The organism is Gemella haemolysans, assembly GCF_901873445.1.
In the GTDB taxonomy this organism is placed as follows: domain Bacteria; phylum Bacillota; class Bacilli; order Staphylococcales; family Gemellaceae; genus Gemella; species Gemella haemolysans_C.
On the sequence record NZ_CABFLN010000026.1, the window covers coordinates 1 to 21,530 of the forward strand.

Below are 21,530 nucleotides of genomic sequence, written 5' to 3' on the forward strand. Positions count from 1 at the left end.
GGATGGTTAAGTCCTAAGCAATATAGAATAAAACATATGACTGTATAAATATAAAAAAGATAGCGTAGCAGTCATTATAACTACTACGCTATCCTAAGTCTAACTTTTTGGGGTCAGATCATTACTAATGTTCACTGACCTATTTTAATTATTTACGTTTTTTCTTGTTAGAAACTAATGTAACTTTTTCTGAATCAAACGTTTGTTTCTTTTGTTTTTCTGGTTTATATGGTGGGTATAGTGCGTGTCCTAGGTAAGTCTGGAATATCATAAATACTCCCCCTACGATATAGTACACGGCTACGGCTCCTGCTACCCAGAATGAAAATGCTGTAATCATTATCGGAGATAACCATTGCATCATTTTCATTTGACTTTGCATTTGTTCTTGACCTGGTTGTGTAGGTGTTGGCATCAACTTCATAGTTAATCTAGTTTGAATCGCATAAACAACAAACGCTATAATAGGTAATGTATATGAACGTGTTCCTAAGTTGAACACCCCTAAGAATGTTGATTCTATGATTCCAGCTGAATATAACGGATTAGACAGTGTATAGAACAATCCAGTTAAGAATGGAAGTGGAATAAGCATTGGTAAACATCCACCTAAACTTAATGGCATAGCGTCATATTTTTTCATAATAGCCATTTGTTCTCTTTGTAATTCCATAAGTTCACTACGAGCTTGCATTTTCTCTTCATTAGATATAGCTCTTGCTTCTTTTTCTTTAGCTGTTTGTTGTTTCTTCTGAACTACTTCTAATTCTGGACGTGCTAATTCTTGGCCTTTTCTTGATTTATTTTGAACTTTGTAGTTATTTAACATGAACGGTAAAACTAATAGTCTGATTACTAAAGTAATAATAACTATTGACCAACCCCAACTTCCTGTGTATTCATGTATTTTACTTAGTGATAAGTCCATAGGTTTTACGAAAACTTCATAAAACGTTCCAGAACGGTCATTTTGTGAACATCCTGAAAGAGTAACTACACCAAGCAAACCTAATAAAATTGCTGATAGTTTTTTCAATTTCATTCTCCTTAAATTTTATTTCTTCTTTGTAGTTTTAGTATTTCTACTAATATTATACCTAGTAAATTATATCAAATATAAAAGTGGTAGTCAAACTATTGTTTAACTAAACTTCAGTAAATTTCTCATAGATACTAAAAATTTCTTTATAACGTTCAAAATAAATTGACAGTTAGAGTTATTTAAGCTATAATATTAGTTAAGAAAGGGATGATTATTATCAAAGATATACAGTATATTACAGATATCGAGAAGTTAAAGGTTATTTCTGATCCTTTAAGAATAGGTATTCTTACGACACTCGGTACGGAAAAGAAAAACTCAAGACAACTTGCAAAACTATTAAGAATTAATAGAACTAAAATACACTATCATCTTAATATCCTAGAAGAGAATAATTTTATCGAAGTAGTTGATACAGATTCAATAAATGGAATAATCCAAAAATATTATCTGCCAACAGCACAAGCATTTGTACCTTCTCCCAGTATTTTTAACGACTTATTTAATAATACTTCAATTAACTTTAATGTAAAGAAAGAAGATGTGAAAGATTTCTGGGATGAAGTTAAAAAACTAGAAAAAAAATTCTCCTCAAAAGATACCGATGGTGTTGGTATTAGTATTATTTCTACAGCTCGTTAAGAGCTGTTAAATAATATATCAACTGTCAAATATTTTTTATCGTTAAAATTTTTATAAAGGATGTGGACACTATGTTAAAAAATAAAAACTTTTCAATTTTACTATTCGGTAGATTAATCACTAACTTTGGCGATAGCATATATTCAATAGCTACTTTAACTTTAATCTACTCTTTAACTAAATCTACTTTTTATAGTGGTATTACCTTGTTTTTAATCTCATTTACCACTATATTACAAATATTTATTTCACCAATAATTAGCAAATTTAATGTGAAGTATTTTTTAATTATTTCACAGTTACTTCAAGCGATAATATTACTAGTTATTACCTATCTAATCTTCATTAATAAACTACATATTACTACACTAATAATTTTTATAGTTTGTATTAGTTTCATTAATCAAATTGTTTATCCTATTCAACTTGGTTTACTTCCAAAAATAGTTAAACAACAGGAGTTAGTTAAAGCAAATTCATTATTTTCCATAGCTTATCAAGGGAGTGACTCACTCTTTAATTCAATAGGCGGATTTTTTATTACGATTTTCGGGACAATATATGCTTTCATAATAAATAGTCTTACTTTTTTCATCAATAGTATATTATTTATTTTTCTATCAAGCGACTTATCTAAAAATGAAAATACTACTAATTCCACACAAGAAAACTATCTTTCAAAATTAAGTAATGGTATAAAAATTTGGAATAAACCATTATTAAAACCATTGTTAATTGGAATAATAATAATTAATTTTTCTACCAGCTCTTTACTAACGGTACTTCCTGAGTATTCAGAAACTAGCTATTTTTATGGAATTTTACTTAGTGCCTATGGACTTGGTATCTTAATAGGAGCCTTTCTTTCTAATATTCAAATATTAAAAAATATAAGATTGAGCATTTTATATACTACATTTACACTAGGAATAGCTCTTTCTTGGGGAGCACTTAGTATCCTTAACAATAATTCAATTATAAACAAAATAATCAATTTTTCGTTGTTTCTATTTGGCTGGATACTAATCGGGATTTTGAATACATATTCTCAAACAATGATTCAATGTATTATAAGTAAAGATACATTAGATGTTGCTATGTCTACTATGATTGGTTTATCCATAGCTTTTACTCCTCTAGGTGCTCTAATAGCTGGAATATTAAGTATAAAATACAATACGAAGACTATTATAATTATTACTTCGCTATTAATTTTCTGTGTTTTCCTATTTTGGTTATTTAATAATAATATTAGGAAATTACCTAGTTTTTCTAACTTAACAAAGGAAGATAATAATCTATAATTCCATCTATAACGAAGTTTATTTATTAGATTATCCTTCAAAAGAAAAATAGCTAGTAACTTGTGTTAAAAGTTACTAGCTATTTTGTTAAATACTATTTTTTATCTTCTTTTGGTAAGAATGCATTTAATAACACACCGCTGATTGCTGCAAGTGCCATCGCTGGAAGTTCGAAGTTAATGCTTTCGAATTTAAGCATTGCTCCACCTACACCTAAAACGATGATTACTGATGAAATTACTAAGTTTCTGTTGATACTTAAGTCTACTTTTTCATCTACTAACATTCTAAGTCCACTTGAAGCGATTATACCGAATAGTAAAATCGATACACCACCCATAACTGGTGATGGAATCGTAGAGATTAGAGCTGAAAACTTACCTACAAAACTTAAGATAAGTGCGAATACCGCCGCTCCTCCTAATACGAATACAGAGAAGATACGTGTAATAGCAAGAACCCCAATGTTTTCACCATATGTTGTACTTGGTGGTCCACCTAAAAGTGATGCAAACATCATCGCTGTTCCATCAGCTAAAATCGAACGGTGTAACCCTGGATCTTTTAGGAAGTTTCTTCCTACAACTTCAGATAATACCATTTGGTGACCGATGTGTTCGTTAATAGTAACTATAGCAATAGGTACCATTGCTAATGCTGCTACATTCCAATGTGGTGTATATGTCACAAAAGGAATTGTGAACTTCGGTAAACTAAACCAAGGAGCATCGATAACTGGTTGGAAATCTACTAATCCTGCGAATACTGCTACGATGTAACCAAAAACAATTCCTAATAATACAGGAATTTGTTTAGCAAATCCTCTTAAAGCTACACAACAGAAAATAGTTGCTGCTAATGTGATAAGAGCTACTAAGAAGTATTTCAAATCATAAACTTTAGCTCCATCTACTGTTTTATACATCGCCATGTTAATTGCAGTAGGAGCAATTCCAAGTCCAATAACAATGATAATAGGTCCAACTACTACCGGTGGTAAAAGTTTAAGCAACCAATTTACACCAAATTTGTAAATTAACATTGCTACAACTCCATATACTAGACTGGCTAAAAATGCACCAAGCATTGCTGTTTCAACATTGTGTGTTGTTGATAATACAATAATAGGATTAATAAAGGCAAATGAAGATCCTAAGTATGCAGGAATTTTACCTCTAGTTATTAATAAATACGTAAGTGTTCCAATACCTGATGTTGTTAAAGCTGTGCTTGCTGGTAATCCTGTTAAAATCGGTACTAACACCGTCGCCCCAAACATTGCGAATAAGTGTTGTAAGCTTAACGTTATCCATAGAGCTAAGTTAGGCTTCTCATTGACATCTAGAATTGGTTTTACTCTTGTTTTTTCTACCATTCTGCTTCTCCTTTTTTTATATTCAAACTTTCATAATTATATCACATGAATAGTCATTTTAAAAGTATTATTTTTTATTTTTTTTTGAGAAGAAATTTAAAATAATTAATAATATTTTATTATCGGAAAAAAGCTTCCTCTGTTCTTTAGTGTATATTAATTTTCACTATCTAAATTCTAAAATTATATAATGATTATTTCTTCAAAAAATTATAAAACGCAAGATTAAATCTATTAACCTTGCGTTTTATAATTATTTAACTTCTACATCAAGAATTACAACTTCCTCAACTGGTTTATCTTGAGCTCCAGTCTTTACAGCTGCAATTTTTTCTAAAGTTTTCGCACCAGCAATAAGTTGTCCAAATACTGTGTGACGGTGATCTAAGTGAGGAGTTCCTCCTAGTTTAGCATAACCTTCAACAGCTTCTTTTGGCCATCCACCTTGTTCAAGTGCTTGTAAAGTTCTAACATCCACATGAGAATTTTGAACTATAAAGAATTGACTTCCATTTGTGTTTGGTCCAGCATTTGCCATACTTAACGCACCATAGAAGTGGAAGTAATCCATTGAGAATTCATCTTCGAAACTACGTCCCCATATTGATTCTCCTCCCATACCTGTTCCAGTTGGGTCTCCACCTTGAATCATAAAGTCTTTAATTACACGGTGGAAAATAATACCTTTATAGTATCCATTTCTTGCGTGAGTTAAAAAGTTTTCTACTGCTTTTGGAATATCTTTTTCAAATAATTTGAAAGTCATATCTCCATGAGTAGTTTTAATTTTTACTCTAACTTGACCTTTTTTTACATTTTTTGTTAATTGAGTTAACATTATATCTCTCCTTATTATAATTATGGACTGACTCAAAAATTCTAAAATTTGACAAAATTCATATAAGAGCCCATAGCCACAGTGGTTTATTGATATCTAATAAACCACTGTGGGAAGTGACTCAACAAAATCTTGTTTCTTCGAAATCACGATTTTTGAGTCACTCCCTATTTATTTTTTCTATGCGTTTTTCTCGATTAATCTTTCGTTAATTTCTTTTAAGATATTTTCTTTAAATTCAGCAAAGCTTTCTTCTTTTTGATCGTGTGAACCAAATGTTCTTACGTTAACATTTCTGTTTTCAACTTCTTTATCTCCAATTACTAAAGTATATGGAATTTTTTTGCTTGCTGCTTCACGAATTTTATATCCTAATTTTTCATCTCTATCATCGATAGCTACTTTAACACCAGCTTTTTTAAGTTCTTGCATGATTTCTTTAGAATAGCCGTAGTGGTAATCATTGTTTACTGGAATGATACGTACTTGGTTTGGTGATAACCATGTTGGTAAGTCTCCTTTATACTCTTCTAATAAGAAGGCAACCATTCTTTCCATTGTTGATACAATACCACGGTGGATAACTACCGGACGGTGAGCTTTCCCGTCTTCACCAATATATTCTAATTCGAATCTTTCTGGTAATAAGAAATCTAATTGAATTGTAGATAATGTTTCTTGTTTTCCGATTGCTGTTTCTACTTGAACGTCAAGTTTTGGTCCGTAGAATGCTGCTTCTCCTTCAGCTTCAACATAATCTAAACCTAATTCATCAGCAGTTTCTTTTAACATTTGTTGAGCGTTATTCCACATTGCATCGTCATCGAAGTATTTTTCAGTGTTTTCTGGATCTCTGTAAGATAGACGGTAACTGAAGTTTTTAATACCTAAATCTTTGTATGCTTCTTCGATAAGTCCTACTGTAAGTTTGAATTCATCTTTAAGTTGGTCTGGGCGTACGAAGATATGAGCATCATTTAGAGTCATACCACGAACACGTTGCAGTCCACTTACTGCTCCACTTGCTTCATAACGGTGCATCATTCCAAGTTCAGCGATACGAATTGGAAGTTCACGGTATGAGTGACGTTCATTTTTATAAACCATCATGTGGTGAGGACAGTTCATTGGACGAAGTACCATTGTTTCGTGATCCATTTCCATTGGTGGGAACATATCTTCTTGGTAGTGTTCCCAGTGTCCACTTGTGATATATAAATCTTTAGACCCCATAATTGGAGTATAAACGTGATCATATCCTAATTCAACTTCTTTATCAACGATATATCTTTCGATAGTACGACGGATAGTAGCCCCATTTGGTAACCATAACGGTAATCCAGCACCAACTTTTTGACTTGTTGTGAAGATTCCTAGTTCTTTACCTAGTTTTCTGTGGTCACGTTCACGTGCTTCTTGTAATCTCACTAAGTGTTGCTCCATATGGTCCTTAGTGAAATAAGCTGTTCCGTAAATACGTTGTAACATTTTATTATCACTATTACCTCTCCAGTATGCACCAGCTACAGATAATAATTTAAATTCTTTAATTTTTGAAGTTGCACTTACGTGTCCTCCACGACAAAGGTCAGTAAAGTCACCTTGTGTGTAAACTGTAATTACTTCATCAGCAGGAAGATCATTAATTAATTCTACTTTATATGGATCTTCTTTGAATATTTCTAAAGCTTCTTCTTTACTTACTTCACGGCCTTCAATTGCGTGATTTTCACTAATAATTTTCTTAACTTCTTTTTCGATTGCTTTGAAGTCTTCTTCTGAAACTTTATATTCAGCATCAAAGTCATAGTAGAATCCACCATCGATAGCTGGACCAACTCCGAAGTGCACATCTTTACCGTATAGTCTTCTTAATGCTTGCGCTAATACGTGTGCGCAAGTATGACGTAATACATATAAACTATCTTTATCTTCATCATCTGCTACGATAAGTTTTAAGTTACCATCTTTTGTTATTGGTTTGTTAACTTCGATGTAATCCTCATCTAATTTTGCAGAAATAACTTTTTTCTTAAGACTAACACTGATACTTTCCGCAATTTCTAAAGGTGTTTTATTATCATATTCTCTTACATTTCCATCTGGAAAAACTAATTTAGCCATATTAAGGTCTCCTTCTTTCTTTATATACTTAGTCTAACTTACTTAAAAATTAAAAAGTCCCTTCTCTAGCCGAAACTAAAGAAGGGACGAATCTTTTCGTGGTACCACCCAAATTCGAAGTAAATGTACTTCCTCTTTGTGAATATAGCTCACTAACTATGTTAATACTATTAGCTAGGTAGTAACATATATTGCTTATAGGTATTTTCAGCACCATACCCTCTCTTAAATAAGTTAAATATATATCTTGTCCTAAGTATACGTTGATTTATTTCATTAATGTAATTCTAGCACAAAGATAGATGAATTTCAAGAGGAAACTCATCTATCTTTTTCATTTTATTTATTTTTTTTCCAATAACTTCTTATACCACTAAAAGTAAAAATTAATATTAGCAACATGAAAATATAATTTTTTACATTGAAATATTTCGCAGCTTCTGTTTTTACTACCTCTAGTTTTTTATCTATGTTATTAGATTTTTTAACTTCTAAGTTATTTTTTTCGAATGTAGTTATATCACTTTCACTAACTTTAGTATTTTTTAAAGCTATATAATAAAGATATTTTGCATCCTTTAATGCTGAAATATCAGTTACTGCTGTATCAGATATATCTACACTAGAAATATTTGGTACATCTTTTAACGCATCTATATTTCTCAGACCTATATTTTCGTTCAGCATCAATCGATATAAATACTTTTTATCTTTCAACGCATCTATATTTTCAATATTGTTTTTATACAATAGTAATTCTTCTAAGCTTGATAAATCTTTAAGTGCTGTAATATCACTAATACTATTTCTATCTAAATATAATACTCTTAATGATTTTAATTCAGTTAATGGTGTTATATCCTTAATAGCATTTTCTTCAGCAACTAATCTCTCAAGTTTTGTAGCATTTTTTATAAATGAAATATTGTCTAAACCTATACCAGAAATATTTAGACTCCTTAGATTTTCAAGTTTCAAATTATTTGGAATATAATCTTTTAAAACATTATTCATCGAAACATCTAATGATTCTACTTTTAAATCATTTAGAAAATCTAAGTTATTCATTAGATTTTTTCTAAGCACTAATTGTCTTAATTTAGTTAATTTCGCTAAACTCTTCGGATCTTTTACTTTATTATTTGTTAGATTTAAATCTTCCAATTCTACTAGTTTTTCTAAAGGTGTAATATCTTCAATAAAGTTATTTGATAGATTTAAATTTTTCAAATTAACAGCATATTCTAAACCTTTTAGAGAAAAAATATTTTTCCAAGGTAATGATAGACTTGTAAATTGTTCCATCATTCCTATCGTTACTTCTTCACCTTTATAGTCTTTATTAATATGAAACTTATAATATTCTAATAACGCTTCTTTAAGATTAAGATCATCGAAATCTATTTTTTGACTATTTTCAATTTCTGTAAATTTCTTTTCTCCAAAGGGTACATAAACATCATTAGCTTTTATCGTTGGAGTAGATACAGCTAGTCCCAATAATGTTATGACAAAAGCTTTATATATTACCTTTTTCATCTTTTTCCTCTTTATTTTTTCTATACTCAGTTATTTTATTTCGCACAATTATTAATCCATATGCAGCAAGTGGAATTAAAAATACGAAATACGGGAATACATATCTACTTTTCGCTTCCCAAATCATATGAAATAATGTTCCACCAATAAATGCAACCGGGATTATCGTTAGTATTTCTTTTTTCTTTTTATAGACATTCACTGCAAAAACTACAGAAAATACGTATACAAATACTTGAAATACCTTCATAATAAATGAAATTACATCATGAGTTCCATCAAAGTAAATTTGTTTTATAAAAAAGTCTTTTACTTTCTCTAACTTAGTTTCATTATCAAAGTTTCTTTGAGGTGCTGTGACCAATAAACTTTGGAATGTTGGTTCTATAAATTGATTTTCATACTTTCTTTGATAAAAATCTACAGCATATCTAGGATTTTTCTTAAATACCTCTACTCTTTGTTTTATAGAATCTTTTGAAATATCAGTTATACGTTTTGCATCATAATCTTCTTCTGGCATTATGTCATAATTGAATCTATTCCACCAACCTGCTTCACGATCTCCTTCTTGCATCCCCATCGCTATCCATGTAATTTTCGGAACACCCTCAGCAATTGTCTTTTGACTCTTAACTTCATAATAATTATAAATTAAACTCTTAGACGCACTCATTAAAAATAAACAGCTGACTATAAAAGCTATTACCTTTTTATCTCTAACTCTAATAAGATAAATTATGGCTGCTGAGAATATTGCTAGCATATGTATTAAGTTATTACCTATAAATAGAATTGCAATATTAATGCTTAAAGCACTTATTACCAACGTATACCATTTTTTATTCTTAATATATTTTATAAAATAATAATAAGCTAGTAAGGTTAAAAACATACCTGGTAGCAATCCGTAAACAAATGCAACATAAAATATTAATGGAAAACATAGTCCACTAAGAATTACAACTAAATAGTTTGTATCTTCATCATCAAACATTATATTAGATATTTTATATAACATAAAAATTATATAACTTATCGAAAAACTTTGCATTATATATAAAATAAATGTCGCTCTACCAAATAATGATAGTATTATCTGGAAAAGAAATACTGTTGTAATCTGGTGTGAATATATATATAAATAGTTATTTCCTTTATCAAGTCCACTGTAGTTTTCTCTTATGAAATTATTTGCTTGATCTATCACATTAAATGGATCAAATTGCACATAATCACGTCTCAATATCGCAAACAATATACTAATAATAAACATATAAATCATTACAACTAAAACTAACCGTTGAACACTTATTATTTTTTTCAAATATCTTGCTAATATTAAGATAACTATACTAAATATTATAAGAAATATAATATTTAGTATAGCACTATCATTTTCATAATATAAAGTTTCTTGATAATCTTTCGGAAATATCGCTGTTTTTGTTAACACTAATAGTGAATTTATCCCCATAAGCACCATAAAAATCACAACTATGACTTTTACTAAAAAGTTAGAAAATTTATTTAATATTTCCTTATTCATTGCCAATTATTCCTCTTCGTTTTTTTCTTCGTTTAAGAATTGTTCAACAATGAATCTTGGGCGACCTTTTGTTTCTAAGTAAATTTTACCTACATATTCACCCACAATACCTAATGAAATCATAATCATTCCACCGATGAACCACATCGATATCATTAAGCTTGACCACCCCGGTCTTGCAAATCCTGCAAAATAACTATATAGTGTGTAGAAAAATACTATCGCAGCAATAAATATCATTAATGCTCCACCTATAGTGATAAATCTAATTAATTTTACAGATAAAGAAGTAATTCCTTCAAAAGCAAATGCTAACATTTTAGATAGTGGATATTTACTTTCTCCAGCAAATCTTTCTGCACGCTCGTATGTTACAATATCACTTGGATATCCTATCATAGGAACAATACCACGCAAGAATAAGTTTACCTCTTTAAACTGAGCTAACCCTTCTAACGCACGTTTACTCATTAAACGATAGTCTGCATGGTTGAATACTGTATTTGCTCCTAGCTTTTCCATAACTTTGTAGAAACCTTCAGCTGTGAAACGTTTAAAGAATGTATCCGTAGTTCTTGCTGAACGAACACCATAAACTACATCAGCACCTTCAAGATATTTTTTCATCATTTCGTCCATAGCGTTAATATCATCTTGTAAATCAGCATCCATAGAAATACTTACATCACAGTGATCCTTAACAGTCATAAGTCCTGCTAATAGAGCATTTTGGTGACCTCTGTTTCTACTTAGGTTAATACCACTGAATAATGGATTTTTTTTATGAAGTTCTTCTATCATCTTCCATGTTTTATCTTTTGAACCATCGTTCACTAAAACAACACGGCTATCTTTTGAAATTAAATCTTCTTCTATCATAGAATTCATTTTAACTTCTAATCTTTTTGCAGTCTCGTTTAATACCTCTTCTTCATTGTAACAAGGTATAACTACATATAACTTTTTCATTACAAATCTCCTATTTTATTTTTTACTTATCGCTTTATTGAGTCTATTTAATAAAGCCTTATTCTCTTTCGTTTCTTCAATCGGTAGTATAAAAATTTCTTCTACTTCTTCTTCATCAAACTCCCTTAGAATATTATATAAATTTTTATTAGATTGTTCAACACTTTTCTCATTATCCGCTAAATATTTTACAGAAACATTTAAAAAATCAACTTCTGATTCTATTTCTTTATATGTAATGAAGCCTGTTTTTTTATCTCTTTCTTTTAAAATACCTATTAATTTCTCAAATGAATCATTAAACAACACTAAGTCCGCTTCTGGAGAATAATGTCTATATTTCATTCCAGGTGCTATAGGAGTTGCATTTTTTGTTAATATTTCTTCATTATATTTTACACTACCTTCTCCTAGTACACCTTCTATATCTTCTTTTGTAATTTCTCCAGGACGTGCAATAACAAGTGGATATCTTGTACAATCAATAACTGTACTTTCCAAACCTATATCGGATTGCTCATCTTCGATTATTACATCAATTTTCCCATTCAAATCATGGTAAACATGTTCAAATTTTGTTGGAGATGGTTTACCACTTGTATTAGCACTCGGTGCTGCTAATAAAACTTCAGTTTCCTTTAATATTTCTCGAGCAGTAATATTAGAGGGCATCCTAACAGCTAATGTATTTAATCCTGCAGTAACCTTTTTAGAAACACCATTGTTATCTTTAGCATTTAAAATTAACGTCATCGGTCCTGGCCAAAAATTATTTATTAGTTTTTTTACATTTTCATCGTTATAATCAACTATGCTATCCAATTGATTCATTCCATAAAAATGAACAATTAATGGATTGTCACTAGGACGTCCTTTAGCTTCATATATTTTACTTACCGCTTCATCGTCCATAGCATTAGCACTAAGTCCATATACCGTTTCTGTTGGAATAGCTACTAACTTCCCGTCTTTATAATATGTAGTTAATTTACTATATATTTCTTCTTTATTTTCACTTTTAGAAATATTAATTATTTCTGTTTCCATCCTATCTCCTTTCTTTAATTTAACACTACAATATTATTAATATTGTAATGACTATTATTAATATATAACTTAAATAATCTAGATTACTATATTTCAATATTTTATACTTACTTCTTATTCCAGTTGTAGAATACCCTCTTACTTCCATTGCAGTAGCAAGTTCATCAGCTCTTTTTAGAGTAGCTATAAATAAAGGGATTAGTATAGGAATAAACTTTCTTACTTTCTGCGCTAGATTTCCCTCATTAAAATCTGAACCACGAGAAACCTGTGCATTTATTATTCTATTAGTTTCTTCTAATATAGTTGGAATAAATCTTAGTGAAATTGATAATACTAATGCAAAAGTTGAAATTGGAATTCCTACTTTCTGTAAAAATCCAAGACTCTTTTCTATAGCATTTGTTATCTCAGTTGGTGAAGTAGTAGCCATAAAAACTACCATTATCATAACGACTAAGATAAATCTAACAGTTATCAATGCTATTCCAAAAAGCGCTCCACTATAAATCTTCCAGCCCAACACCTCTAACAATACTTCACCTTTTTTATTAAAAACAAGATGAATAAAAGAAGTAAATATAATTAATATACTAATTGCTTTTACACTATTTATTAAAAATGCTGGACTTGTTTTTGATAATATAACTATCATTATCAACATTAAAAACAAGATAGAAAACTCTAGAACATTATAAGCAATAAAGACATCTATTAAGTACAAAATTACAAAAAATATTTTCGCTCTAGGATCTAGATTATGAATAATTGTATTCAATGGAATATATTTACTTATTAATGAATTATTCATTTCCACTACTTCCTATCTTATTTTTTAAAGCATCTATTAAATCTTCGTATTTCCTAGGAAATACATCTAGCTTAATATTATTTTCTTGTAAATTATTATAAAATTTTAGTAATTCTGGTTGTTCCAGTGAATTTTCTTTAAGCAGTTTTTCATCAACAAAAAGTTCCTCCACCGTTCCTTCGAAATTAATTTTTCCATTTTTTAAAACAAAAACTTTATCTGCATACTCTAATACGTAGTTCATATTATGAGATATAAGAACTATTGTCATATTAAGTTCATCTTTAAGTTTTTTCACCATAGTCATGATTTCTTCACGACTCTTATAATCTAAAGCTACTGTTGGCTCATCTAATATCAATACTTTCGGTTCAAGAGCAAGCACTCCACATAGGGCGACTTTTCTCATCTCTCCACCAGAAAGTTCAAATGGTGATTTATCCAAGTAACTCTCATCTAATCCAACTAACTTTATTAATTCTTTAGCTTTAGAAATGGCTCTTTCTTCTGATATACCGTAGTTTAACGGTGCAAAGATAATATCTTTTAATACACTTGTTTCAAATAATTGTTGCTCAGAAAATTGGAATAATACGGCAACATCTTGTCTTAATACTTTTAATTTTTTAGCGAGTTCACGCTTTTCTTTTTTACTTTTCGGATTAGTAATTAGTACATTATTTACTAATACTTCTCCATGTGTAGGTAATAATAAACCATTAATATGCTCTATAAGAGTAGATTTTCCACTCCCAGTCTTACCTATTATAACTGTATAACTTCCTTCTTCTACATTCAAGTTAATATCTTTCAACACTTCTCTTGCATAAGGGGTTTTATAATTATAAGTATAGCTTACATTTTTTAAACTAATTTGCATATTTTTTTCACTACACTCTCCTCGTCTTCTTCTATTTCAAATATATCTTGATTTAGGTAATTATTTAGATCTTTTTTTACTCTTTCTACAAAAGGAACTTCTAAACTATATTTTTCCAGTATTGTCGTATCAGAGTATAGTGTAGTGTAGTCTCCATGATAAACTATTTCTCCACCCTCTAATATAACAATGTCATCCGAATAAATACTCTCTTCTGCATCATGAGTAATTGATATTATAGTTATTCCTTTTTCTCTATTAATTTTTTTTATATACCCTAAAATGGACTTTCTTGCCTTCGGATCAAGCATACTCGTCGCCTCATCGAGTATTAAAATCTCAGGATTTAAAGCAAGAGAAGATGCTATTGCAACCCTTTGTTTTTGTCCTCCTGACAGTGATGATGGCTCATATTTTCTGTAGTCACTCATATCTACAACTTCTAAAACCTCATCTATTATTTTATCCATATCTTCTTGTGGTACATTCCTATTTTCAAGACCAAAAGCAATGTCTTCTTCTACAGTAGAACCCACAAATTGGTTGTCAGGATTTTGAAATACTATAGCTATTTTATTTTTTATATCGTCATAAATTTCTTTACTGTATTCTTTATTATTAAATAGAACCTTCCCAGAAGTTGCTAAATTTTGACCGTAAATCAACTTCATTAACGTTGATTTTCCACTTCCATTTTTTCCTAAGACACTTAACCAATGCCCTTCTTTTATTTCTAAATTTATATTTGATAATGCAGACTTTTTAGAACTAGAATACTGAAAAAAAACATCTTCAAATTTTATCATTTTATTACCTAATTTTCTATAGAATATCTTTTTATTATACCAAATATCACGATTTTTCTCAATCTAAATGGGGCTAATCCAAAAGTCCTAAATTTTAACAAAGTTCATATGAGAATTCATAAGCGCAGCGGTTATTTATTACAGTAACTTTGTAAACTATTTTTAATAAACTCATTCACCTTATCATCATCATATACTACCTCTTTTAGGTATAATCCAGCAGCATCTGCCTTAGGGCCAGCAAATTGACGTTCTCTTTTATCCAGTATTTCTTTTATATAGTCCGCTTCATACTTACCAGCAGCTACATTTTGTATAGTTCCAATAATTATCCTAACCATGTTATATAAGAAACCATTTCCTGTAATTTCAAAGTTTATAATATTAGGGTTAATCGAATCTTTTTCCATAGTTAAACTATATATCGTCCTAACCTTATCCTCAACACTAGAGTTTTTCGAACAAAATGATGAAAAGTCATGTTCTCCTATAAAATACTTCAGTGCTTCTTGAGCCTTTTCAAAATTAAAATCAAAACTATGTTTACCTACATAATTTAATAAAAATGGATCAACTTCTCTTCCGATGTATAATTTATAATAATATGTTTTTTGTGTACTATTATATCTAACATGGAAATCCTCTGAAACTGTCATTGCTCCTATTATTCTAATATCTTTTGGAATAGTAGCATTTAAAGCCTTAACCCAGGCAACATCTGGAATATTTAAATCAGTATCAAAATGTAATACCTGCCCATAGGCATGAACACCACTGTCCGTTCTTCCACTCATATAAAGTCGCATATCTTTTTTATTAATTTTCTTTAAACTCTTCTCAATTTCTTCTTGAATTGTATTATTATTTGGTTGTATTTGAAATCCATGGTAATTGCTACCATCATATCTACAAAGTAAAGCTATTCTCACTTTTATCTCCTACATCTTTTATTTTTAATATTTTTTTGCCTCTTCTTCTGTCATCCAAAAATGAATACCTCCAGTTGAATCATACCATCGATCTTCATTGAAATTTCCTGCATAAACCCACTCTCCAAGTTTATAACAAAAGTCCTCAGCAACAGTTGACCATGCTTCGTCATAAAAAATAGTACCTTCAAAATTTTTTATTTCTAATACCTTAGCCTTATCACATCTGCAACAATTCCGAGTTGAAGAAACTCTTTTTGAATCACTTGGTATCAAAAGCTTTATAATTCTATTATTAAGTCCTTTTTTATAAGCAATAAATGCTCCTTGTTCAGGACAGTACAATTTAAAATACTCCGTTTTATTATCAAAAGCAATATTTTTTAAATTTGCATCTTCCAAAACAGCTGCATATAACTTAGCCCCATTGATATTGGCATTTTGTAAATTCACCCTTCTCATCGATGCTTTTTTTAGATTCGAATTAATAAAAATAGCATTTTCCATATTACAATCATCTAAAAGACAATTTTCTAGATTGCTATCTGTAAAATCTACATTACTAAAATCTACATTGATAAAATTTGAAGAAGAAAAATCTAATCTCGATAAGTTAAACCCTCTTAAATTCATATCTTCAAAAATCAAGTCATTAAAATTCTTTTCCCCGTGTTTTAATCGTTCACTAAATTCCTCATACGAAATTTTTTTCATAATATTAACACCTCTATATGATATTATAGCATATACAATGGCTTTCTATAAATTTTATTTAGTTTTATCCAAAGGATCTAAATTTTTAAAATTTATATGAGAACTCACAAACGCAGTGGTTTGTTGCTATCTATATTCGCTTTATAAAAGCTTTTCAGATATCTAATAAACATTTTAGAAGCGTCCCAAAAAACTGTTTCTCCGAAATCATAATTTTTTAGACACCCTTATTCTATGATACATTTCAGTTTTAATTATTTTATCCAAGTATTACTTGAAATTTACTATATTATAATTTATAATTATTAGATTAACTAAATAATAACAGGAGAATTTATGTCGAAAGAACCTATGTCGAGAATTAAAAAAATTATAATATTATTGTCTTCTCTATTTTTAGTATCCATAGCTGCTTTTTATTATTTAAATAAAAAGCATATTATAAATTTAAATAACATGACATCTTATTGGCATACTAATAATACTAATAATACAGATACTACAAACAAACAGACTAATACCGAACAAAATGATAATAAAGAAGAAGCAAAAGAACCGGAAAAAAAAGTTAAATCTTTAGAAGAAAAACAAGCTACAATGACTGCTGATGCTTCTACTATGAAGTCATTAGGTTTATATTTTGACTATGCAAATATGACTTTACTTGAAGTTGTCCAAGCCTATCTAAAAGCAAACAGAATTAAAAATTCTCAAGTAGCTTTCTCATATAAAAACTTAAACACTGGGGAACTAATAGAAATGAATGAAACTCAGCCGATGACTGCGGGTTCCACTTATAAGCTACCACTAAATATGATAGTTGTAGATGATTTTGAAAAATATAATCTATCTATGACTGAACGCTACGATATAACTAAAACCGAATATGAGTATATCGGCGAACACGATACATATGTTAAAGTCTTCAATGGAGCAATGACTATTCCTCAAATGCAATATTATTCATTGGTATACTCAGAAAATACTCCCGCATATGCACTGGGAGATAGAATTGGTGGACTAAGTGAAGTATATAAAATGTATACTAGATATGGAGAATCTAAAGGAGATCTTAAAACTTTTAGTACTGATAACAAAACTACAACTAACTACTATATCCAAGTACTTCAACATTTATGGGATAACAAAGAAAAGTATAAAGATATCCGACAATATATTGGGGACTCTTTCCCAGGTGAATATTACAAACGATATTTACCAAATCTTCAAATTGAACAAAAACCAGGTTACGTTAATAATGCACTAAACGTTGATGCTATAGTTTATGAAAAAATACCTTATATTATAGCACTATATACTGCAGGCCTAGGTGGAACAACTCCTGCTACCCAAGAAATTAATCTTGTTGGTTTAAACCAAGTAGGTCAACTTGCATACGTTATAAACGAATGGCACCGTGTTAATATGAATATATAGTACAATAAAATCACATAATGAGTATGGTTTCCTAAGGTGTATGAATAAAACTCTGTAAACTCTTTATAATTAACGGGAGTGTGAATAAAACTCTGTAAATTTTTTATATTAATCAAAATTTACTAGTTTATAATATTTAATTTTATAGATTTAATTACTTTGATTCTCTATAGACTTGTAAATTTTATTTATGAAAATTTATATAAAGTGAAAAAACCTGTACTTAACAAAAAAGATAAAAAAACTAGTTATATAATAAATTCAGAATATGAAAAAATTAAATTCAAAACTCATTATGCAACCAAATATCAAAAGATGAAGGATTAAGATTACTTTTACTTAATCCCTCATCTTTATTTATATAATATAGAGTTATATATCTATTTGAGTTTTTTCAAATTTGTCTAGAGCTTGTAAATATCCATCTGTTCCTGTTACATGCCACGCTAGACTGACTTCTCTAAAATTGTTTAACCAATTTAACACTCTTCTTAATTTAGCTGGATTATTAGCCAGTACAGTTTGTGCCTTATTTTCTAATTCTGTTAGTCTACTATTAACAAGAGCTTCATCAATATTCCCATTTACTTTAGGTATTTCTATATAAGGTATTTTATTTTGGTTATATGTTCTCCATCCAGGACTCTTAATTGGATAATAATGATTGTGATTCCCGTGATTTACTATCATTTGTCCGTCTTGTACTTGAATATGTTCAACAGTTGTATTCATACTACTTGCTAAAGCAGTAATTTCTTTTTCAAAATCACCTTCCAAGTCTGAACTCATCACCGGAACAGTTATATCATTAAGTAAAAGATGCTTAACTGAACCGTTATAATTAAATACTAGCGCATTATTATCAACTGAAATGTCACTAACATTTAATCCATAGAATAGAGCAATATAATTCTTTTTACTTTCTAATGTTGCTTTATCTATAGTTGTTGTAGTTTCTGCTTTCTTAGCTAAAAACTCTTTTGCTTCTTCTAATTGCTTAGCTGATAATTCTGATTTTCTGATAAAGTGATTATGATCTCCATGTTTTACAATATAGCCATCCTCTTCTTCACTCACTATATTGTTAACAACAAAGACAAATTTATTTTCTTCAACTTCATTATGATTATTTTCTTCTGAAGAATGCTCTGCTTCAGCATTAGAGTGTTCTACTACTGAATCTTCTTTGTTAACTACCTCAGTTGTAGGTGTTACTAAATTATCTTTAACTTGTTTTCTTATTTCGTTCAATTGTTTTTCTAATTCAATTTGTTTATTTCTACTTTGATCTATACTGTAAGACATATCGAGATAAATAATACGTGCTTTTTGTTTTAATTCATCAGCTACTTCTGGTACTAATTTTTTCTCATCTTTTAGTTTCAATATTTCTTCTTGAAGTTTTTCTGCTTGTTCTGTAATATAATCAGCAGTTAAAGTATAATTCTCTTTAATATCTCCACTTTCGATTTTTTCAAAATTACTCATTATTCCTTTTGGAATATTTCCGCCACTAGGAATCTCTAACTCTTCTTTCGGGATAGTATTGTGGCTTATATCTAGATATTCTAATGTTTTATTTTTTTCTCTTAATGTTAATGATGCTACATAGTTGTTTGACATTGTTAAGTATTTTAGTGCTGTAAGATTATTAACATTCTCCATTGTTCTAATAACATTATTACTAACTGTTAAATTAATCAGCTTATCTTGTTTATTAGTTGGAAATTCACTTATCTTATTACCACTAGCATCTAAATTCTCAAGCGCAGAAAGTTTATGAACATTGTTAATATCCTCTAGTTTATTATTTCTGATTTCTAGACTTGTAATTGTACTGTTCTCAAAATCTAAGCTATCAATTTTATTATTGTTAACTTCTACACTTTCTAAAATTTTAGCATTTTTCAAATGAGATAGTGTTGTTATTTTATTATCATTTGCTACTAATTTTTTCAATTTAGGCAAGTTAGATACGACACTTAAGTCTCTAATATTAGTATTGTTCACCGTCAGCTGTTCTAAATTATCATTTTTTAAAGTCGATAACTCTAAACCACCATTATTAGATAAGAATAAACTCTCTAATTCATTTTTATTTCTAAATGCGTCCAATTTTGTAATGTTATTATTTTCAAGACTAACTGCTCTTAGATAATTTAAATCTTTTAGAGCTGATATATCTTTAATTTTATTATTATCTAAATTTAATGACTCTAAATTAGTAAGATTTTTTAATACATCGATATTTTCAATGTTATTTCCTGCCGCAGAAACTAATTTTAAGTTTGGATAATCCTTTAAGAACGAAATATCCTGAATGTCATTTTCAGAAAAATCAATTCCTTCTAATGTTGGTATATTTTTTATAAATGAATAATCTTTAATACCCGTTCTTGATACGTATAATTGTTTTAATTTTTTAAATTTATAAACAGGTGTAATATCATCGATAGGAGTATATCCAATACCAAGAACTTCTATATTTGGCATAAGTTCTAATCCATTTCTTTTAAGTGGATCTTTATTTTGACCAATATTTAAGTACTTAACAGTTTTTAACCACTCTTTCATTTTTTCTACATTTGATTCATGTACAGGAAAATCAGTGTCTGCAGAAGCATGTTGAATATCATGGATAATATCATCATCGAATCCTAATTTTTTTAACGTCTCAGCTCCTAAATTATTATGTGGATCTGCTAGAGGTTTAGATATGTCTATATCTTTAACTAATATAGTGTGGCTATGATCTCCATGTGGATACACCAATGCTTTTCCTTCTGCTATTTCAATTAATTTTATAGAACTTTTATCTATATTTAGTTGTTTAGCAACATAGTCAATTTTTTCTTCAATTTCTTTTTCTTCAGCATTATTTTGCTCTTCTCTATGGTTGTCATTTCCTGCAGTATTTTCTGAAGAATTATTCGCAGTTTCCGTATTATCAGTAGAAGTATTATTAGTTGAATTATTACTTTCTACTTTATCTTTACTATTCGAATTATTTTCCTCCGTATTTTCTTTGACATTTATATCTTTTAACAACTCCGTTTTTCCATTGTAAGAAATTGCATCCCCATTTGCAGTAATAACATAGCTAAATTTATCTTTTCCTATATTATTCTTTTGAGAAAGATAATTAATTTTATCATTAACTTCTTTTTCCAATTCTACATACTCTTCTTTAGCCTTATTCAGATATTGATAAGGAATAAGTTTTTCCCATTTAGAATTAACCAATTGTTTATAAAATACAAAGTGTTGATGACCACTATGAGCTACAAGAAGTCCTGTTGAGGTTGGTGTTATTACACTATTTTCAGATAATTTAAACCCATCACTAGTTTCATATTGTACTCCTGCAAATGATAAAACGCTAGGTTTTACTTCTGTAACATTATCTTTTTTATTTTCTTCTTTATTCGCCTTAGGTAAAGAAGGCGCAGGAATAACTGGAGTTGGTTTAACAACTTCTGTTTGTTTTCCCACTTTGTTTTTTGGAATATAGTGGAAATGATCCC

17 protein-coding genes are annotated in these 21,530 nt (G+C 29.3%); 3 read left to right on the forward strand and 14 right to left on the reverse strand.

What is annotated here, in order from left to right:
- Positions 1 to 148: 148 nt before the first annotated feature.
- Positions 149 to 1,042: a YidC/Oxa1 family membrane protein insertase gene (locus JX287_RS04080; RefSeq protein ID WP_204642410.1), complete on the reverse strand. Its 894-nt coding sequence runs from the start codon at positions 1,040 to 1,042 to the stop codon at positions 149 to 151.
- Positions 1,043 to 1,249: 207 nt separating this feature from the next.
- On the opposite strand from JX287_RS04080, the gene JX287_RS04085 reads away from it, so the two are divergent.
- Positions 1,250 to 1,684 carry an ArsR/SmtB family transcription factor gene (locus JX287_RS04085; protein WP_204642417.1) on the forward strand — a complete coding sequence of 145 codons (435 nt, stop codon included), beginning with the start codon at positions 1,250 to 1,252 and terminating at the stop codon, positions 1,682 to 1,684.
- Between the two features lie 71 nt (positions 1,685 to 1,755).
- On the forward strand, positions 1,756 to 2,988 hold the full coding sequence (locus tag JX287_RS04090) for an MFS transporter (RefSeq protein ID WP_204642419.1): 1,233 nt from the start codon (positions 1,756 to 1,758) through the stop codon (positions 2,986 to 2,988).
- Positions 2,989 to 3,082: 94 nt separating this feature from the next.
- Here the strand turns inward: JX287_RS04090 and JX287_RS04095 are convergent, their stop codons facing one another.
- The 12 genes from JX287_RS04095 to JX287_RS04150 form a co-directional block, all read right to left on the reverse strand.
- Positions 3,083 to 4,363 (reverse strand): solute carrier family 23 protein, encoded by a 1,281-nt coding sequence (locus tag JX287_RS04095; RefSeq protein WP_204642421.1) that lies wholly within the window; start codon positions 4,361 to 4,363, stop codon positions 3,083 to 3,085.
- A 253-nt stretch (positions 4,364 to 4,616) separates the two neighbouring features.
- A complete protein-coding gene (locus tag JX287_RS04100) occupies positions 4,617 to 5,201 on the reverse strand; it encodes a peptidylprolyl isomerase (protein WP_204642429.1) in 585 nt (194 codons plus the stop codon).
- A gap of 180 nt (positions 5,202 to 5,381) precedes the next feature.
- On the reverse strand, positions 5,382 to 7,325 hold the full coding sequence (gene thrS / locus JX287_RS04105) for a threonine--tRNA ligase (protein WP_204642436.1): 1,944 nt from the start codon (positions 7,323 to 7,325) through the stop codon (positions 5,382 to 5,384).
- Between the two features lie 339 nt (positions 7,326 to 7,664).
- The gene (locus JX287_RS04110; RefSeq protein ID WP_204642446.1) at positions 7,665 to 8,864 is read right to left on the reverse strand and encodes a leucine-rich repeat domain-containing protein; all 1,200 of its coding nucleotides are present in this window, start codon (positions 8,862 to 8,864) and stop codon (positions 7,665 to 7,667) included.
- Positions 8,845 to 10,413, reverse strand: a complete 1,569-nt coding sequence (locus tag JX287_RS04115) for a hypothetical protein (protein WP_204642489.1) — start codon at positions 10,411 to 10,413, stop codon at positions 8,845 to 8,847. The genes JX287_RS04110 and JX287_RS04115 overlap by 20 nt, the downstream gene beginning before the upstream one ends.
- A gap of 6 nt (positions 10,414 to 10,419) precedes the next feature.
- Entirely contained in the window at positions 10,420 to 11,382 is a 963-nt protein-coding gene (locus tag JX287_RS04120; RefSeq protein ID WP_204642448.1) for a glycosyltransferase family 2 protein, read from the reverse strand.
- Positions 11,383 to 11,397: 15 nt separating this feature from the next.
- Positions 11,398 to 12,429: an L-threonylcarbamoyladenylate synthase gene (locus tag JX287_RS04125; RefSeq protein WP_204642455.1), complete on the reverse strand. Its 1,032-nt coding sequence runs from the start codon at positions 12,427 to 12,429 to the stop codon at positions 11,398 to 11,400.
- Between the two features lie 25 nt (positions 12,430 to 12,454).
- Positions 12,455 to 13,240, reverse strand: a complete 786-nt coding sequence (locus tag JX287_RS04130) for an energy-coupling factor transporter transmembrane component T family protein (protein WP_204642457.1) — start codon at positions 13,238 to 13,240, stop codon at positions 12,455 to 12,457.
- Positions 13,233 to 14,120: an energy-coupling factor transporter ATPase gene (locus JX287_RS04135; protein WP_204642465.1), complete on the reverse strand. Its 888-nt coding sequence runs from the start codon at positions 14,118 to 14,120 to the stop codon at positions 13,233 to 13,235. Before JX287_RS04135 ends, JX287_RS04130 begins: the two co-directional genes overlap by 8 nt.
- Positions 14,105 to 14,926, reverse strand: coding sequence for an energy-coupling factor transporter ATPase (locus JX287_RS04140; protein WP_204642469.1), 822 nt, complete (start codon positions 14,924 to 14,926; stop codon positions 14,105 to 14,107). The genes JX287_RS04135 and JX287_RS04140 overlap by 16 nt, the downstream gene beginning before the upstream one ends.
- 131 nt (positions 14,927 to 15,057) lie before the next feature.
- Positions 15,058 to 15,855: a tRNA pseudouridine(38-40) synthase TruA gene (gene truA / locus JX287_RS04145; protein WP_204642476.1), complete on the reverse strand. Its 798-nt coding sequence runs from the start codon at positions 15,853 to 15,855 to the stop codon at positions 15,058 to 15,060.
- A 24-nt stretch (positions 15,856 to 15,879) separates the two neighbouring features.
- Positions 15,880 to 16,569 carry a pentapeptide repeat-containing protein gene (locus JX287_RS04150; protein ID WP_204642478.1) on the reverse strand — a complete coding sequence of 230 codons (690 nt, stop codon included), beginning with the start codon at positions 16,567 to 16,569 and terminating at the stop codon, positions 15,880 to 15,882.
- Between the two features lie 336 nt (positions 16,570 to 16,905).
- Between JX287_RS04150 and JX287_RS04155 the strand changes: the two genes are divergently transcribed.
- Positions 16,906 to 18,006, forward strand: a complete 1,101-nt coding sequence (locus JX287_RS04155; protein WP_204642480.1) for a serine hydrolase — start codon at positions 16,906 to 16,908, stop codon at positions 18,004 to 18,006.
- A gap of 372 nt (positions 18,007 to 18,378) precedes the next feature.
- On the opposite strand, the gene JX287_RS04160 is transcribed toward JX287_RS04155, so the two are convergent.
- The coding region (locus JX287_RS04160) for a pneumococcal-type histidine triad protein (RefSeq protein ID WP_204642482.1) at positions 18,379 to 21,530 on the reverse strand (3,152 nt) is incomplete at its 5' end.

Excerpts from the sequence above, each read along its gene's own strand:
- JX287_RS04135 (WP_204642465.1), bottom strand. The coding sequence starts at position 14,120 with ATGCAAATTAGTTTAAAAAATGTAAGCTATACTTATAATTATAAAACC.
- JX287_RS04120 (WP_204642448.1), bottom strand. The coding sequence starts at position 11,382 with ATGAAAAAGTTATATGTAGTTATACCTTGTTACAATGAAGAAGAGGTA.
- JX287_RS04110 (WP_204642446.1), bottom strand. The coding sequence starts at position 8,864 with ATGAAAAAGGTAATATATAAAGCTTTTGTCATAACATTATTGGGACTA.
- JX287_RS04080 (WP_204642410.1), bottom strand. The coding sequence starts at position 1,042 with ATGAAATTGAAAAAACTATCAGCAATTTTATTAGGTTTGCTTGGTGTA.
- JX287_RS04130 (WP_204642457.1), bottom strand. The coding sequence starts at position 13,240 with ATGAATAATTCATTAATAAGTAAATATATTCCATTGAATACAATTATT.
- JX287_RS04115 (WP_204642489.1), bottom strand. The coding sequence starts at position 10,413 with ATGAATAAGGAAATATTAAATAAATTTTCTAACTTTTTAGTAAAAGTC.
- JX287_RS04095 (WP_204642421.1), bottom strand. The coding sequence starts at position 4,363 with ATGGTAGAAAAAACAAGAGTAAAACCAATTCTAGATGTCAATGAGAAG.
- JX287_RS04100 (WP_204642429.1), bottom strand. The coding sequence starts at position 5,201 with ATGTTAACTCAATTAACAAAAAATGTAAAAAAAGGTCAAGTTAGAGTA.
- JX287_RS04140 (WP_204642469.1), bottom strand. The coding sequence starts at position 14,926 with ATGATAAAATTTGAAGATGTTTTTTTTCAGTATTCTAGTTCTAAAAAG.
- JX287_RS04085 (WP_204642417.1), top strand. The coding sequence starts at position 1,250 with ATGATTATTATCAAAGATATACAGTATATTACAGATATCGAGAAGTTA.
- thrS (WP_204642436.1), bottom strand. The coding sequence starts at position 7,325 with ATGGCTAAATTAGTTTTTCCAGATGGAAATGTAAGAGAATATGATAAT.
- JX287_RS04150 (WP_204642478.1), bottom strand. The coding sequence starts at position 16,569 with ATGAAAAAAATTTCGTATGAGGAATTTAGTGAACGATTAAAACACGGG.
- JX287_RS04090 (WP_204642419.1), top strand. The coding sequence starts at position 1,756 with ATGTTAAAAAATAAAAACTTTTCAATTTTACTATTCGGTAGATTAATC.
- JX287_RS04125 (WP_204642455.1), bottom strand. The coding sequence starts at position 12,429 with ATGGAAACAGAAATAATTAATATTTCTAAAAGTGAAAATAAAGAAGAA.
- JX287_RS04155 (WP_204642480.1), top strand. The coding sequence starts at position 16,906 with ATGTCGAAAGAACCTATGTCGAGAATTAAAAAAATTATAATATTATTG.